Origin of the sequence: Falsiroseomonas sp. (genome assembly GCF_051859025.1) — a bacterium.
Classification (GTDB): domain Bacteria; phylum Pseudomonadota; class Alphaproteobacteria; order Acetobacterales; family Acetobacteraceae; genus Falsiroseomonas.
Genome location: NZ_JBHYGL010000015.1, coordinates 60,601 through 76,396 on the forward strand (window position 1 = coordinate 60,601; position 15,796 = coordinate 76,396).

Here is a 15,796-nt window from a genome sequence, read left to right on the forward strand (position 1 = left end):
CGAGGTCATGCTCACCGCCGAAAACATCGGCATCGGCTTCGGGGGCCTGCGCGCTTTGGACGGCGTCGGCTTCGAAGCCCGTGCCGGCGAAATCCTGGCCATCATCGGCCCCAACGGCGCGGGCAAGACCACGCTGTTCAATATCGTCTCCGGCCTCTATCGCGCCGATGCCGGGCGCGTCGTGCTGGCGGGGCAGGATGTGACGCAGGCGCCGCCGCACCGCCTGGCCGCCCTCGGCCTGTCCCGCACCTTCCAGAACCTCCAGGTGTTCTTCCGCATGACGGCGCTGGAGAACGTCATGGCAGGCCGCCATCTGCGGGAGCGTTCGTCCCTGCTGGCCGACCTGCTCCGCCTGCCCGCCGCCCGCCGTGCCAACCGGCAGTCGCGCGACGCCGCCCTGGCGCTGCTGGCGGAAGTGGGCCTCGCGGACCGTGCCGACCAGCCCGCGGGGTCGCTGCCCTATGGCGCGCTCAAGCGGCTGGAGATCGCGCGCGCACTCGCCACCGATCCGCGCGTGCTGCTGCTGGATGAACCCGCCGCCGGCTGCAACCCGGTGGAGACGGAGGAGATCGACCACCTCATTGCCGCCGTCGCCGCCCGCGGCGTCGCCGTGGTGCTGATCGAGCACGACATGAAGCTGGTCATGCGCATCAGCCGCCAGGTGGTGGTGCTGAACCAGGGAAGGCCGCTGGCCGCCGGGACGCCGGAGGAGGTTCGCACCAACCCCGATGTCATCGCCGCCTATCTCGGCCTGCATGGCGCGAGGGAGGCCGCCCTTGCTTGATGTCGCAGAGCTCCATTCCGCCTATGGCCGCATCCTGGCGCTGAAGGGCATCACGCTCCGCGTCGAGACGGGCGAGATCACCGCCATCGTCGGCGGCAATGGCGCGGGCAAGACCACGCTGCTGCGCTGCCTGTCCGGCGTGCAGCCCGTGCGATCGGGACTGATAAAGTTCCATGGCGATGACATCACCGCCTGGTCCGCCCATGCGCGCGTGGCCGCCGGCATCGCGCAATCGCCGGAAGGGCGGCAGGTCTTCGGGCCGCTGAGCGTGGAGGACAACCTCCGCCTCGGCGCCTTCCGCCGCGGGCGGGCAGACACCGCGGTGGGGCTCGACCGCGTCTATGGCATGTTCGACATCCTGAAGCAGAAGCGGCACCTGCAAGCGGCGGGGCTGTCCGGCGGGCAGCAGCAGATGCTGGCGATCGGCCGAGCGCTGATGTCGCAGCCCCGCCTGCTGCTGCTGGATGAGCCCTCCATGGGCCTGGCGCCGCTGCTGGTGGACCAGATCCTGGCCGCCGTGGTGGCGCTGAAGGCGCAGGGTGTGACCGTGCTGCTGGTGGAACAGAATGCCTCCGCGGCGCTGTCCATCGCCGATCGGGGCTATGTCATCGAGACCGGGCGCATCGCCCATGCCGGAACAGGGGTGGCGCTGCTGCATGATCCCGCCGTAAGGGAAGCCTATCTCGGCGTTTGACCGAACTCCCCCGGCACAGGATGACAATCATGGCGAAGCACTACCGCTGGCGGGAGGCCGCTGGCGAGGGCGTGCAGCACCTCGTGCTGGATCGCAGCCCCGGGCAGATCAGCGCCGAAGGGATGATCGTGGCGGGTGGCGAAGCCCCCTTCGCCGCGCGCTTCCGCCTGCTGCTGGACAGCCGCTGGCGCACCCGGCGTCTGTCCGTGGCGCTTCTGGGCAAGCCGGAAGTCCTGGTGCTGCTGGCCGATGGCAAGGGTGGCTGGACGGATGCCGAGGGCCATGACCTGCCCGCGCTGGAAGGCGTGCAGGATGTGGACATCAGCGCGACGCCCTTCACCAACACCCTGCCGCTTCGCCGGCTGCGCACCGCGGTGGGCAAGTCCGTCGATATCGACACGGCCCATGTGGACCTGCCCAGCATGACCGTGAAGCGCGACGCGCAGCGCTACACGCGGCTGGAGGAGCGCAGCTGGCGCTACGAATCCCGCGACAGCGACTTCACCCGTGACATCACGGTCGATGAGGATGGCGTGGTGATCAGCTATCCGGGCCTGTTCGAGCGGGTCTGAAGACCCCCCCTCACCCAACCCTCTTCCCCCGTTGGGGGAGAGGGCAATCGGGGTGCCTCAGCGCACCATCGCCACCAGCCCCGACTGTTCCCGCACCGCGTCGAAGCGAAGCTCGGGGTATTCTTCCTCCGCCCGCTTCCGCCGCCAGTCGGAGCCGAAGAGGGCGACGTATTCGCCATCATGGTCTTCCGCCGTGTCGCTTCGGTTGCGCGTGGCCCAGCGCTCGATCGCCGCGCGGTCCCCGGTGGGGGAGGAGATCCACCGCATGGTGGACCAGCGCGTCGCGTCGAAGCCCGCGGGCACGCTGTATTCCACCTTCAGCCGGCTTTGCAGCACGTCCAGCTGCAGCTCCCCCACCACGCCGACCACGGGGGCGGAGCCATCGAGCGGCCGGAAGATCTGCACCACCCCTTCCTCCGCCAGCTGGTCCAGCGCGGTGCGCAGCTTCTTGGCCAGCATCGGGTCTTCCAGCCGCACATGGCGCAGGATTTCGGGCGCGAAGCTGGGGACACCACGGAAGTTGATGTCCTCCCCTTCCGTCAGCGTGTCGCCGATGCGCAGCGTGCCGTGGTTGGCGATGCCGACCACGTCGCCGGGCCAGGCTTCCTCGGCCACCTGCCGTTCCTTCGCGAAGAAGAACAGCGGCGCGTTGACCGGCACCTGCTTGCCAGTGCGCACCTGGCGCAGCCGCATCCCCTTCGTCAGGCGCCCGCTGCACAAACGCACGAAGGCCACGCGGTCCCGGTGGTTGGGGTCCATGTTGGCCTGCACCTTGAAGACGAAGCCGGTCAGCTTGCCTTCCTCGGGCTCCACGGGGCGGAGGTCAGCGGCGCGGGCGCCGGGCGGCGGCGCGTAGCGGGACATGCCGTCCAGCAGGTGGCCGACGCCGAAATCCCGCAGCGCGGAGCCGAAATAGACGGGGGTCAGCGTACCTTCCCGGAAGGCCGCCAGATCGAAGGATTTGAGGCCCGCCTCGGCCAGCAGGATGTCCTCGGAAAGCTGGGTGGCGCGTTCCTCGCCCACCAGTTCGGCGATGCGCGGGTCATCGGCGCCGGAGACGGCGATGCCTTCCTCCTCCGTCGCATCCACCGGCATCAGGCGCTTGGCCAGGATGTCGTAGGTGCCCCAGAAGGTGCTGGCGCGGCCGATCGGCCAGGCGACGGGGGCGGCGTCGAGCGCCAGGGTCTGCTCGATCTCGTCGATCAGCTCGAAGGGATCGCGCGCCTCCCGGTCCATCTTGTTGACGAAGGTGACGATGGGGATGTCGCGCAGGCGGCAGACCTCGAACAGCTTCCGCGTCTGGCTCTCGATGCCCTTGGCGGCGTCCAGCACCATCACGGCGGCGTCCACCGCGGTCAGGGTCCGGTAGGTGTCCTCGGAGAAGTCCTCGTGGCCCGGCGTGTCGAGCAGGTTGAAGATCACGCCGCCGCGTTCGAAGGTCATGACGGAGGTCGCGACGGAGATGCCGCGGTCCTGCTCGATCTTCATCCAGTCCGACCGCGTGCGGCGGGCATTGCCCTTGGCGCGCACGGCGCCGGCCAGCTGGATGGCGCCGCCCTTCAGCAGCAGCTTCTCCGTCAGCGTGGTCTTGCCGGCGTCGGGGTGGGCGATGATCGCGAAGGTGCGGCGGCGCGCGGCTTCGCGCGCGACCGCTTCGAGGGCCAGGGTGTCGCTCATGGGGCTGCCTATAGCCCCTTACGGGGCCGGGATCACCACGGGATCGGCGATGGCCAGGGCCGCGATCCGCGCGGGGTCCGGCGAAAGGCCGATGCCGGGGCCGGGGGGGGCCGTCAGGCAGCCATCCCGCACGCTCAGCACCCCCGGGGCGACGATGTCCTCGGCGAGCGAGGTGACGCCGCAATCCATGGGGTGATGGGCATCGAGGCCGAGTGCCTGCGCCAGATGGACATTGGCCGCGGTGGCGATGGCGGTCTCGTAGAAGGAGTGCAGCGAGGGCGTGAGGCCGAGGCGGGACGCCACCGCCGAGGCATCGCGCAGCCCCGCGACGCCGCCCCAGTAGAAGATATCCCCCAGCACGACGAGGTCCGTCATCCCCAGCCGATAGGCCGCGACCAGGTCCGCGGGCGTGATCAGGCACATGTTGGACGCAAGCCGCCCCGCCCCCGCCTCCCGCAGCTGACGAAAACCTTCAAGGGCGTCGGTGGGGTCCTCGTGGAACTCCAGGTCGAGCGCGGCGGTGCCGGCAACCAGGCGCCGGGCTTCCTCCGGGCTGTAGGCGCCGTTGGGGTCGCAGCGGAGCCGGGTGCCGGAGGGCAGCTTGGCCCGCAGCGCGGTGAGGGCGGCGATGTCCCAGTCGATGCCGGTGGCGGCGGATTTGTACTTGAAGGCGCGGATGCCGTGCTCCGCCGCGATCCCGGCGGCCAGGTCCGCCACGCGCGGCGCCAGCGACAGATCGGCCATATGGGCGGTGATCTCCGCCCGCTCCATCGCCCGGCCGGGCACCGCGGCGGGCAGCGGGCAGGCGACCTCCACCGGGCGCAGCGGCGCGGATTGGCCGAGCAGCGCGGCCAGGGGCACGCCGAGATGTTTCGCGGAAGCATCCCAGGCCGCGAGGTCGAGCCCCGCATAGGCCGCCAGCCCGTTGCGGCCATGGCGGTTGTCGAAGGCGATGCGGGCAAAGCTCCGCCGCAGCGCGGCACGGTCCCGCAGCGCATCCCGGCCGATCCAGCCCTTGGCGATGGCGTTCACGCGGGCCGCGCAATCCGGCGTGCCATTGGTCTCCCCCCAGCCCTCCGTCCCATCGGCCAGGCGGATGCAGACCAGCGTCCGGTCCTGCTTCGGCGTGCAGTACATGGAACTGACGTAGAGGTGCTTCAGCGGCAGGGCGATCCGCCGGGTGGTGACGGAGACGATGCGCGTCGGGCTGTCCTGGGGCACAGGCGGCAGCGCCGGCAGCGGGCCATCGGCGGCGACGGCCGCATCCAATGCCCCGGCCAGGGAGACGGCGCGGGGCAGCCCGCCCTCACCGGGTTTCACCGCCAAGGTCACGCCCATGGCGCGCGCCAGGGCCGCCAGGTCCCGCAGCCCGGCCAGGCCACCGGCGCTGGCGGCATCGGCCACCACCAGCGTGGTGCCCCGCGCCAGGCAGGCGGCGAAGGGATCGGGCGTCAGCGCCGCCGCGCCGATCGCGCGCGGCGGGGCGGCGATGCCGCCGAGCCAGATGGCCTCATCCAATCCCGGCAGGGGCGCGGCATTCATCCCAGGTATCTCTCCGGATCGGGCAGGGCGATGTTGGTGCCCTCCACCACCAGGCGGAGGTCGGGGCGCCCGGCGGCACCCTCCGGCACCCGCAGGCGGAAGGCACAATGGCCGTCGGCGAGGCCCGCCGCGGCGAGGTCGGCGCGCAGCATCTGCGCCCGCGTCGCGGCCAGCGGCGTGGTGCCGGCCATCAGCGCAACGGTGACGGGCTGCGCGGCCAGCAGGTCCAGCGCCCAGCCATGCACCACCCCGTCATCCACCCGGTCCACCCGGCCCATGATGTTGCGGGGCGCCCGCGCCGGCATGGAAGGCGAGGCCAGGAAATCCGCCACCGCCGCATGGTCCGCGCTGCCGCGGATGGCCGCGGCATAGGGGGGCAGGACGTCGTCGCGCTGGAATTCGTAGCGGTCGAAGACCGTCTCCCCCGCGCCCTCCGCCAGCGCCGCCTGGCAGCGGGCGAAGGCGGCGAAGGCGGCCTCGAAGGCCGGGCCCTCGGCCACCACATCGGCCTCGAACCGCGCCCGGGCGGCCTGGTGCAGGGCGATGTCGGTGACGAAGCGATCGCGATGCGATGCCGCCTCCGCCCGCGCCCGGTCGCGCAGCGCCGCCTGGTCCGGCGCCAGGCGCGTGACGTTGCGCGCGACATACAAGGGCGGCGCCCAGCCGAGGCGGCGCGCCATCAGCAGCAGGGACCGGTCGAAATCCTCCGCGATCCCGGCCACCAGCACGGTGCTGTCCAGGTTCGCCAGCGCCGCTTCCAGCACCGGCCGCGTGGTGCGCCCGGCGATCTGGCGGGCCTGCGCATCGCCCCGCCCCTCCGCCATCAGGTAGTCGAGGGGCGAGAGCGCGCCGCTCACGATCGCATCGCGCTGCGCATGGTGGGGGTAGGTAAAGGCGTAGAAGTATTCGGACAGCGCCCGTTCGACCGGGTCCCGCAGCAGGGTGAAGTAGTGGCAGGGCTCCCGCAGCGCCTGGTGCAGGCCGAGGAACTGGTGCCCCGTCACCAGGCGGATATCGCGCCCGGCCATCCGTTCCCGCACCGCCGCCGCGATGTCCGGCATCGGCCTCGGGTCGCCGATGCCGAGGTCGAAATAGAGCACATGGCGCGCGCCATATTGCCGCGACAGCACTGTGCGCAGGGATGAACCGGCGGTCTTCGGCACGTGCAGGAAGACATGGTGCGGCATCGGCTGCTTCTGGCTGCCCCTGGCGTCGATTCCCTCTGCCGCAATCGGCCGGGCGCGGCAACACTACGGGCCGAAGCTTGAGAGGCCCTGACCGAATGACCCGCCGCCGCGCCCTGTTCGCCCTGCCCTTCTGCCTGGCCGCCGGGGGCGCGCTGGCCCAGGGCGCCTGGCCCCAGCGGCCGGTGCGCCTGATCGTCCCCTTCCCGCCCGGCGGCACCACGGATGTGCTGGCCCGCGCCATCGCGGCGAAGTGGCAGGAGGGCTGGGGCCAGCAGGTGGTGGTGGACAATCGCGGCGGCGGGGGCGGGGTGATCGGCACCGAAGCCGTGTTCCGCGCGCCGCCCGATGGCCTGACCCTCGTGCTCGGCAACAACCAGACCCACGGCACCAATGGCGCGCTGATCACCGGCCTGCCCTACGACCCCGCCGGCTTCGCCGCCATCACGCTGGTGGCCAAGGCGCCGCATGCGCTGGTGGTGCCGGCCTCCTCCGCCGCCCGCAGCGTGGCCGACCTGGTCGCGATGGGGCGGCAATCGCCGCGGGGCTTGTCCTATGCCTCCTCCTCCGCCGGGTCGGCGTCCCATCTGATGAGCGAGACCTTCGCGCGGCGCAGCGGGATGAACGCGACGCATGTCCCCTACCGGGGCGCTGCCCCGGCGGCGATGGATCTGGTGGCCGGGGTCGTGGACTTCATGATGGCGACCTGGGCGAGCGTCTCGGCCCTCGCGGCCGATGGGCGCATCCGGGTGCTGGGGGTGGGCGGCGATCAGCGCTTCCCCGACCTGCCAGGGGTGCCGACCCTGCGGGAGCAGGGGTACGACTATCTCAGCGGCGACAGCTGGTTCGGCCTTTTCGCGCCGCTGAACACACCGGCCCCGGTGCTGGAGGCGATCAACGCCGCGACCGTGAGCGCGCTGGCGGACCCGGTGGTGCGGGGGCGGCTGGAGGCGGCGGGTTTCCGGGTGGAGACGATGCCAGTTGCCGCCTTCGCCCGTTTCCACCAGGCGGAGGTCCTCCGCTGGGCGGCGCTGGTGCGGGAGGCCGGGGTGACGCTGACGCCGTGAAGGGCGCCACTGTGGCATTTGAGCCACTAAATGCGTTTAGGAATCTTCTTAGATTTTAGTTCTTGAGAAAATCGCCGCAAACACCTGATCGGCAACCATTTTCCCCGGAGCATTTAGTCCATTTAGCCGTTTTAGCACCTTTAGCAGGCCCTCACGCCCCCCAGCCAGGGCCGACCCCGAATCCCGCGGTCCAGGGTCCCGCTGGACCCTGGCGTGGGGGGTGCGGGGGGAGCAGCGCTCCCCCCGCCGACGCAACTGTGGCGATGGCAGACAAGAACATAACCGGAACAACCATCCGGAGGCCAGCGTTTTTCAGCCGATCAGCGTGTTTCCATCGAGGTAGCTGAAGGCCACCACCACCGGCTTCGCGTCGTTCCCCGCCGCGTCCTCCGCCGTCAGCACCAGGCTGTGCGCGCCCTGCGCGATCGGGCCGAACAGGGCTTCGAGGTCCAGGGTGAAGCGGCCCTTGGCGTCGATCGCGACCTGGCGTTCGGCGCCGCCATCCAGCCGGGCCATGACGAATTCCAGACCGTCGCGGTTGTCGAAGGCCATGCCCTGCAGCACCGGCGGGCCGGCGGCGGCCATGCCGGGTTGCGCGCCCAGCAGCACCACGGGGGCGAAGGTGTCGGCTTCCGCCGACAGCCGCGCCACGCCGAATTCCGCCACCTGGCGCCCCGTCTCGATGCCATCGACATTGGCGAATTCGAAGTGGATGCCGGCGTAGATGCGGCTTTTGCCCGCTTCCACCGCCGCATCGATGAAGTTGTCGAAGCTGCGGGACACGCCCGGCAGGCCGACGCTTTCATTGGTGAAGGCGATCTCCCCCAGCATCATCGTCAGCGCGTAGGCGGAGGCCGCGGAGCAGGTGGCGTGGCCGGAGAGGTAGTCCGGGTGGTTCGGCGTGGTCAGCAGCGGCCGCCAATTGGGGTCCGCTTCGGTCAGCGGGTTGCCATCCAGATCCGCCTGCTGGATCGCGGTGATCGGGCGCCAGGCATTGAAGTGGTATTTCGCGTCCCAGGCGGCGATGGCGCCATCGGCCTGCACGAAGTTCAGCACCGCCAGCGTCCAGGCATTGGTGGAGGTGGAATAGCCGCCATCGGCCAGCACTTCCCCCGCGATCTGCGCCCAGCGCCCGGCCGGGGTGTAGCTGCCGGACTGGTCGCGCCAGTAGCGCGCGATTTCCGTCTGGTCGTCCGTGCGGGTGGTGGAGTTGATGGCGCCGAGTTCCTTCACCTCGTTGAAGGCGGCGGCGTATTCGGCGCTGGTCAGGTCGGGCGGGCCATCCGGGCGGAACTGGTCGCCGCTTTCCAGCGCCCAGGGCGTGATGTCGCCCCATTGCGGGTTAAGGCCGCCGACATTGGGCGGCAGGACGCGCCATTCGCCGATCCCGGTGCTGCCGGGCTCGATGAATTCCTTGTCCGCGCCATCGATGGCGCGGATCGCCATCACGGCATCGGCGACGCTGCGCCCGTAGTCGATCGCCTGGTCCTTGGCCGGCCCGTCCGGCACCGTGGCGAGGTCCGCCGCCAGCTTGGCATCGAAGATCGCGGCCTGGTCGGGGTAGAGGGTGCTGAGGACGCGATGCGCGGCGGAGACGACGGCGGCGTAGCTGGAAATGTCTTCCGGCGCGTCCAGGTTCACCATCAGGGTGCGCGTGCCCTCGATGCCGGCCAGCGTGTCCAGCACCGCAGCGCTTTCCATGCCCAGCACGCGCGTGGCGACGCCGGTGATGGAACCCGCTTCCTTGATGGCTTCCAGCGTCGCGAAGTTCCAGGACAGCACCGGGTCCACGATGGGCGTGGCGTCCCGCACCACGTCGATGGTCTGGGTCGTGCTGTTGCCGGCGGCATCGGTGATGGTGAAGGCGAAGCTGTTGAGCCCGGCATCGAGCGCGATGTCCGCCAGGGTGAAGCGCCCATCGGCGCCGACATCCACCACCTTGTCGCCGAACAGGATGACGGCGCCGGCTTCCGCCGTGCCCGTCAGCGTGACGAAGCTGAAGCCCGTGGCGCCATCGCCCAGCGCGCCGGTATCGGATGAATTGGCCAGGCCGATGCTGGCCTCCCCGGGCGCGGTGGTATCGACCGTCACCGCGTAGGCGGCGGAGGGCGCGCTTTCCTGGCCGGACTTGCCGATGGCGGTGGCGGAGTAGCTGTACGCCCCATCGCCGGGGCCGCCGGCGCGCCGGTCCTCCAGGCTCCAGTTGCCATCCTCATCGGCGCGGGTCCTGCCGATGCTGACACCGTCGCGGAACACCTCCACCCGCACCCCCGCCGCGGCGGTGCCGGTGATGAGCGGCGTGTGGTCGGCGGTGATGCCATCCCCCGCCAGGCCGGTATCCAGGCCGAGGCCGGTGATGACGGGCGCGGCGGGGGTGCCGGCGATGACGGTGCCGTCGGCGAAGGCCAGCTTTTCCACGTCCAGCAGCAGGTCCGTGCCGTCCGACAGGCCGGCGCCGCCGATGCCCTTGACGATGAAATTGCCGCCGCCGAGGTCGATGACCTGGTAGTCCGCGGCATTGCCGAGGTAGCGGGCCGTGTCGGTCCCGCCGCCGCCCACCAGCAGGTCCGCCCCGCTGCCGCCCACCATCAGGTCGTCGCCGCCGCCGCCGAACAGGCTGTCCTGCCCGCTGCCGCCGACCAGGCTGTCCCGGCCCTGGACGCCGATGATCCAGTCATCGCCGCCGCCGCCATTCAGCGTGTCGTTCTCTCGTCCGCCGATGATGGTATCGTCGCCCCCGAGGCCCAGGACCTCCGTCGGCGAACGGCCGCGGCGTTGATCCACGACGATGCGGTCGCCCCTGGCGGTTCCGACGATCAGCGCAGACGTCATGGCCTTTTCCCTCCCCGGGGTCGTGCCGCCATCCTATGATTCGACAGCAGCGCGAAATGTTACCAGATCGCGACGCGGCGGGTGAGACCCGTCACGGCTTGCTGTCGCCCGCCCGGAAGAGCACGCCACGGTTGTATTTGAGCGTATCTTGCGCGGTCGTTTCAACCCCTGTTAGCAACATTAAGGGTTGCGCGGGTGGCATCTTCCCCATCCCGCCCCGCGCGGGGCTATAAGCCCCCCATCATGGCCCGGATCCCCCCCATTCCCGATGACGCGCTGGAGGAGCGGTTCCTGCGCGCCTCCGGCCCGGGTGGGCAGAATGTCAACAAGGTGGAGACGGCGGTGGAGTTGCGGTTCGACCTCAACCGCATCGACCTGCCGGAGGGGATGGCGCGGCGGCTGCGGACGCTGGCGGGGCGGCGCATCACGGGGGATGGCGTGCTGGTGATCCAGGCGCAGCGTCACCGCACCCAGGACCGCAACCGGACGGATGCGCGGGAGAGGCTGGATGAGTTGCTGGCCAAGGCGGCCGAGCCTCCGCCGCCCCCGCGCCGTGCCACGCGCCCCACGCTGGCTTCCAAGAAGCGGCGCCTGGAGGGCAAGAGCCACCGCGGCGAGATCAAGAAGGATCGCGGCCGTCCCCGCGACGAGTAACTGACGACGGTCCAGGGGCGTCACGCCCCTGGCGGTAGGGGTCCGGGGAAGGCAGCGCCTTCCCCGGAATCAAGAGGAGCGCGAATGCCCGCCACGATCACCACCGTCCTCGGCCCGATCGCGCCGGAGGCGCTCGGCACCACGCTGATGCATGAGCATATCCTCTGCGACATCACGCCCCCCGCCTTGCGGGGCCGGCCGGAGTTGGCGGTGCCGATCACGCCGCGGAACCGCTACGACATCGATTACGGGCGCCGCCCCAATACCGAGAAGACGAAGCTGCTGGATCGCGAGCTGGCGGTGGCGGAGGTCGCGGCCTTCAGGGCCGATGGCGGTGATGCGATGGTGGAGCTGACCATCGGCGGCATCGCGCCTGATCCGCTGGGCCTGGTGGAGGTATCGCGCCGCACCGGCGTGCATGTGGTGATGGGCTGCGGGCATTATGTGCAGGCCTATCATGCGCCGGAGAATGCGACGCGGAGCGTGGACGACTTCGCGCTTGAGATGATCCAGGCCGTGCGCGTTGGCGCCTGGGGCACCGATGTGCGCGCCGGCATCATCGGGGAGATCGGCTGCACGGAGGAATGGAGCGCGCAGGAGCAGCGCGTGATGGCCGGCGCCGTCATCGCGCAGCGGGAGACGGGGGCGGCGCTGACCATCCATCCCGGCGCGGTGCCCGACCAGCCGCAGGAGATCATCGATTTCCTGCGCGCGCGCGGCGGCGACATCCCACGCACCATCATCGACCATATCGACCGCACCATCTTCGACCATGAGAGGCTGTTCCGCCTGGCCGATACGGGCTGCGTGCTGGAATTCGACCTGTTCGGCTATGAGCACGCCTATTGGTCCTTCGCGCCGATCACCATGCCGAATGACGGCGTGCGGATCGACATGATCCGCGCGCTGGTGGATCGCGGGCATCTGCACCAGATCGCCATCTCCCAGGACATCTGCCGGCTGACGCGGCTGCTGGCCTATGGCGGGCATGGCTATGGCCACATCCTGCGCAACGTCGTGCCCTTCATGCGGGAGAAGGGTTTTTCGCAGGGCGAGATCGACACGATCCTGGTGGAGACGCCGCGCAGGCTGCTGACGATTACCGCGTGAGGCGCTGGTGCTCGAAGAAGGCGAGCATGGCGCGGGAGGCATCGGGGCCGCGCGGGTCCGTGTAGCTGCCGGCGGTGGCGCCGCCGGACCAGGCATGGCCGCCACCATGCACCACCCATTGCTCCAGCACCGGGCGGCCTGACGCATCCTGGCGCTGGCGGCGCGTCCAGGCGTGGCCGCCGGGCTGGCGGCCGCGTTCCTCCACCAGGCGGAGGCCGCTGGCGGCGGCTTCCTGCTGCGCGATCACCGCATCGCCGTTGCGCGGGCTGACGGTGGCGTCCTGGTCCGCGTGGAAGACGATGGTCGGCACCAGGCGCCGCGCGGGCGGCACCGCCGCGCCCTGGCGCATCGCGGCGAAGGCGGAGGGCATGTCCCGCGCCGCGCCGACGGGCAGGCCGGAATGCACGCCCACCGCGGCGAAGAGGTCGGGATAGGCCTGGCCGAGGATCGCCGCCGCCGCGCCGCCGGCGGATAGCCCCGCGATGCAGACGCGCAGCGGATCGATGGCGTGGTCGCGCATCACCTGGCGGGTGATGGCGGCGATGAGGGAGGCTTCGGTGCCATCCCGGCGCTGCTCCGCCGCGTTGAACCAGTTCCAGCATTTCTGCGCATTGGCGCCCTGCGCCTGGGCGGGATAGGCGACGAGGAAGCCCTGTTCCTCCGCCAATGCGTTCATGCGCGTGCCGGCGGCGAAATCCTCCGGCGATTGCGTGCAGCCATGCAGCAGGACGACCAGCGGCGCGGGGGCGGGCAGCGAGCGGGCGGGGATGAACAGGCGATAGTCGCGGCTGCCGGCGGCGGTGCGGCAGTTCAGCGACAGGAAGCGCGCGCCCTCGGCGGTGGCGTCGCCCGTCTCCGGCGAGACATCGAAGATGCGGGGCCTGCGGGGGGCGAAGGGCGAAGGCATCGGGGCAGGCATCGGGGCGGGCGCGGGTTCGGGCGCGCCGGACAGGGCGCGGCGCAGCAGGGCGGTGGCCTCCGCCAGGCGGCCCTCGCGGGTCAGGCGGGTGGCTTCCTCGATATCGGACATCATGGTCATCGTGCTTTCAATGTAAGGCTGAAATCTTGCCGGAAGCGATCAGCGGATGCGGTCGGCCAGCGCATCCTTGACGGCGGCGCTGGCCTGGAGGGCGCCTAGCACCGTGACCGCCGCGATGGCGGCGCGCGCCAGGTCCGGCGTGACATCGGCGGCGATGCTGGCCAGGCCGAGGACGCGGATCTCGATCATGCGGCCCGCGGCCACCGCCGCCTCAAGCTCTGCCCGCGTCACGTGGCGCAGGCCGAGGTCGAGGCCGCGGCGGGCGATGGAATGGCGCGCGGCCTCCGCATGGCGGTCGGCCAGGTTGCGGATGGCGGTGCGGATGAAATCGGTGCGGTTGGCGTAGAAGCCGTCCTTCACCAGCAGGTCGATATGGCCGAGGTCCACATGGCCGAGATTGATGGTGATCTTCTCGGAATCCGGGATGCCCCTCTGTCGCTGTTCCATCCGCCTGCCATCCATCCGCCATCCCTGTGGATGGTGAACGGGGTTCCGGGCAGGGGGTTCCGGAGCCGGGGGCGGAACGGGATTGCGGCCGCGGTGGATCGTTGGATATCCTACGATCAAACGGGGGAGGCGCAGCCTTGGCGGCGACGGGCGGGATCGAGGACCGGATCGGCTTCCTGCTGCGCCTGGCGCAGGAGGCGAGCTTCAGCGCCTTCGCGCGCCGCACGGGGGAGGCCGCGCTGCGGCCCGGGCGCTACGCCATCCTCAGCCTGGTGGGCGCCAATCCCGGCATCTCCCAGACCGCGCTCGGGCTTGCGGCGGGACGGGACAAATCGACGCTGACGCCGGCGCTGGCGGATCTGGAACGGCGCGGGCTGCTGAAGCGGGAGAGGCTGGCACAGGACGGCCGCCGCTACGCGCTGCGTCTGACGCCGGCGGGCCGCGCCATGCTGAAGCGCCTGGCGGCGCATGCGGCGGCGCATGATGCGGAACTGGATGCGCTGGTGGGGGCGGAGGCACATGACGCCGTCGTCGCCGCGCTCCGCCGCATCGCAAGTGGATGGAGGGACGAGGCATGAGCGGCAGGACCACGGTGCGACAGGCGGTGTTCGACCTGCTGCGGGATCGCGGCATCGACACGGTCTTCGGCAATCCGGGATCGACGGAACTGCCCTTCCTGGATCGCTGGCCCGGCGATTTCCGCTACGTGCTGGGGCTGCAGGAAGCCAGCGTGATCGGGATGGCGGATGGCTATGCGCGGGCCAGCGGGCGCTGCGCCTTCGTGAACCTGCACTCGGCCGCCGGGGTGGGGCATGCGCTGGGGAATGTGTTCACGGCGTACAGGAACCAGGCGCCGATGGTCATCACGGCGGGGCAGCAGGCGCGGTCGCTGCTGCCCAATCTGCCGTTCCTCGGCGCGACGGAGGCCGCTTCCTTCCCGCGCCCCTATGTGAAGTTCAGCATCGAGCCCGCGCGGGCGGAGGACGTGCCGGCGGCGGTCGCGCAGGCGCACCGGATCGCGATGCGCAAACCCTGGGGGCCGACCTTTGTCTCCATCCCGTCCGATGACTGGTCGCAGCCTTGCTGGCCGGTGCCGATGCGGGAGATGGCGGGGGATTCGGCACCCGATCCGGCGCTGCTGGAACGCGCGGCGTCGCAGATCAGCGCAGCGCGGAACCCGGTCATGGTGGTGGGGCCGGAGGTGGACCAGGAAGGCGCCGGGCCGGCGCTGGTGGCGCTGGCCGAACATATCGGTGCGAAGGCGCTGACCAGCCCCTTCGCCAGCCGCATCGCCTTCCCGGAGGATCATCCCCTGTTCGGCGGCTTCCTGGCCGCGGCACCGCAGGCGGTGTCGGAGGCGCTGATGCCGCATGATCTGGTGCTGGTGGTGGGCGCGCCGGTCTTCACCTTCCATGTCGTGGGCGATGCGCTGATCTTCCGTGACGGCCCGCCCATCATCCATCTGACGACGGATGCGGAAGCGGCGGCCTCCGCGCCCGCCGGGCTTTCCGTCATTGGCAGCCTGCGGCTCGCCATCCCCGCGCTGCAGGCGCTGCTGCCGAAGGGGGACCGCGCGCCGCCTGCCCCGCGGGTGCGCCCCGCGCCGCCGCCGGCCGCGGACCCCATTCCCGCCGCCTGGCTGCTGGCGCGGCTGCACGCCGCCATGCCGCCGGGCGCGGTGCTGGTGGAGGAAGCGCCATCCCACCGCCCCGCCATGCACGCCCAGATGCCGATGCGCGACTGGGGCGGGTTCTTCACCATGGCGAGCGGGGGCCTCGGCTACGGGTTGCCGGGCGCGGTGGGGGTGGGCCTCGCGCGGCCAGGCACGCGCGTGGTCTGCCTGATCGGCGACGGGTCCATGATGTATTCGCCCCAGGCGCTCTGGACGGCGGTGCAGGAGAAGCTGCCGCTGGCCGTCATCGTCATCGACAATGCGGGCTATGGCGCCATGCGGTCCTTCAGCCAGGTGCTGCAGGTCCGCGACGTGCCGGGGATCGACCTGCCGGGGCTGGACTTCGTGTCGCTCGCGCGCGGCATGGGGTGCCCGGGCGTGCTGGTGACGAAGCCGGGGGAACTGGACGACGCGCTGGCGCAGGCCATGGCGCATCCGGGGCCGATGCTCGTGCAGGTCGTTGTCGATGCGGCGGTGCCGACGCTCTATCATCGCCACTGAAACCAAGGGCCATCAGAGCCC

The 15,796-nt window shown here is 70.9% G+C and carries 14 protein-coding genes; 8 read left to right on the top strand and 6 right to left on the bottom strand.

What is annotated here, in order from left to right; genetic code table 11:
- Nucleotides 1-7: 7 nt before the first annotated feature.
- From ACTIE5_RS15840 to ACTIE5_RS15850, 3 genes are read left to right on the top strand one after another with little or no spacing between them, the layout of a single operon-like run.
- A complete protein-coding gene (locus ACTIE5_RS15840) occupies nt 8-784 on the top strand; it encodes an ABC transporter ATP-binding protein (RefSeq protein WP_439550666.1) in 777 nt (258 codons plus the stop codon).
- Nucleotides 777-1,478, top strand: a complete 702-nt coding sequence (locus ACTIE5_RS15845) for an ABC transporter ATP-binding protein (protein WP_439550667.1) — start codon at nt 777-779, stop codon at nt 1,476-1,478. Before ACTIE5_RS15840 ends, ACTIE5_RS15845 begins: the two co-directional genes overlap by 8 nt.
- 29 nt (nt 1,479-1,507) lie before the next feature.
- Entirely contained in the window at nt 1,508-2,050 is a 543-nt protein-coding gene (locus ACTIE5_RS15850) for a putative glycolipid-binding domain-containing protein (RefSeq protein WP_439550668.1), read from the top strand.
- A 57-nt stretch (nt 2,051-2,107) separates the two neighbouring features.
- Here the strand turns inward: ACTIE5_RS15850 and ACTIE5_RS15855 are convergent, their stop codons facing one another.
- From ACTIE5_RS15855 to ACTIE5_RS15865, 3 genes are read right to left on the bottom strand one after another with little or no spacing between them, the layout of a single operon-like run.
- A complete protein-coding gene (locus ACTIE5_RS15855; RefSeq protein WP_439550669.1) occupies nt 2,108-3,727 on the bottom strand; it encodes a peptide chain release factor 3 in 1,620 nt (539 codons plus the stop codon).
- Between the two features lie 18 nt (nt 3,728-3,745).
- Nucleotides 3,746-5,269: a mandelate racemase/muconate lactonizing enzyme family protein gene (locus ACTIE5_RS15860; RefSeq protein ID WP_439550670.1), complete on the bottom strand. Its 1,524-nt coding sequence runs from the start codon at nt 5,267-5,269 to the stop codon at nt 3,746-3,748.
- On the bottom strand, nt 5,266-6,456 hold the full coding sequence (locus ACTIE5_RS15865; RefSeq protein WP_439550671.1) for a hypothetical protein: 1,191 nt from the start codon (nt 6,454-6,456) through the stop codon (nt 5,266-5,268). The genes ACTIE5_RS15860 and ACTIE5_RS15865 overlap by 4 nt, the downstream gene beginning before the upstream one ends.
- Nucleotides 6,457-6,551: 95 nt before the next feature.
- Between ACTIE5_RS15865 and ACTIE5_RS15870 the strand changes: the two genes are divergently transcribed.
- A complete protein-coding gene (locus ACTIE5_RS15870) occupies nt 6,552-7,520 on the top strand; it encodes a Bug family tripartite tricarboxylate transporter substrate binding protein (protein ID WP_439550672.1) in 969 nt (322 codons plus the stop codon).
- Between the two features lie 312 nt (nt 7,521-7,832).
- Here ACTIE5_RS15870 and ACTIE5_RS15875 read toward each other — a convergent pair whose 3' ends face one another.
- Nucleotides 7,833-10,352, bottom strand: a complete 2,520-nt coding sequence (locus ACTIE5_RS15875; RefSeq protein ID WP_439550673.1) for an Ig-like domain-containing protein — start codon at nt 10,350-10,352, stop codon at nt 7,833-7,835.
- Between the two features lie 243 nt (nt 10,353-10,595).
- Between ACTIE5_RS15875 and arfB the strand changes: the two genes are divergently transcribed.
- Together arfB and ACTIE5_RS15885 are read left to right on the top strand one after the other, a co-directional pair.
- Entirely contained in the window at nt 10,596-11,006 is a 411-nt protein-coding gene (gene arfB, locus ACTIE5_RS15880; protein WP_439550674.1) for an alternative ribosome rescue aminoacyl-tRNA hydrolase ArfB, read from the top strand.
- An 84-nt stretch (nt 11,007-11,090) separates the two neighbouring features.
- Nucleotides 11,091-12,116 (top strand): phosphotriesterase family protein, encoded by a 1,026-nt coding sequence (locus ACTIE5_RS15885; RefSeq protein WP_439550675.1) that lies wholly within the window; start codon nt 11,091-11,093, stop codon nt 12,114-12,116.
- Here the strand turns inward: ACTIE5_RS15885 and ACTIE5_RS15890 are convergent.
- Nucleotides 12,106-13,155 carry an extracellular catalytic domain type 1 short-chain-length polyhydroxyalkanoate depolymerase gene (locus ACTIE5_RS15890; RefSeq protein WP_439550676.1) on the bottom strand — a complete coding sequence of 350 codons (1,050 nt, stop codon included), beginning with the start codon at nt 13,153-13,155 and terminating at the stop codon, nt 12,106-12,108. The two genes, ACTIE5_RS15885 and ACTIE5_RS15890, sit on opposite strands and share 11 nt — an antisense overlap.
- Nucleotides 13,156-13,194: 39 nt before the next feature.
- Nucleotides 13,195-13,602: a CopG family transcriptional regulator gene (locus ACTIE5_RS15895; RefSeq protein ID WP_439550677.1), complete on the bottom strand. Its 408-nt coding sequence runs from the start codon at nt 13,600-13,602 to the stop codon at nt 13,195-13,197.
- Nucleotides 13,603-13,739: 137 nt separating this feature from the next.
- Here ACTIE5_RS15895 and ACTIE5_RS15900 point away from each other — a divergent pair, with 137 nt between their 5' ends.
- Together ACTIE5_RS15900 and mdlC are read left to right on the top strand one after the other, a co-directional pair.
- Nucleotides 13,740-14,180, top strand: coding sequence for a MarR family winged helix-turn-helix transcriptional regulator (locus ACTIE5_RS15900; protein WP_439550678.1), 441 nt, complete (start codon nt 13,740-13,742; stop codon nt 14,178-14,180).
- Nucleotides 14,177-15,775, top strand: a complete 1,599-nt coding sequence (gene mdlC, locus ACTIE5_RS15905) for a benzoylformate decarboxylase (RefSeq protein ID WP_439550679.1) — start codon at nt 14,177-14,179, stop codon at nt 15,773-15,775. Before ACTIE5_RS15900 ends, mdlC begins: the two co-directional genes overlap by 4 nt.
- Nucleotides 15,776-15,796 lie beyond the last annotated feature (21 nt).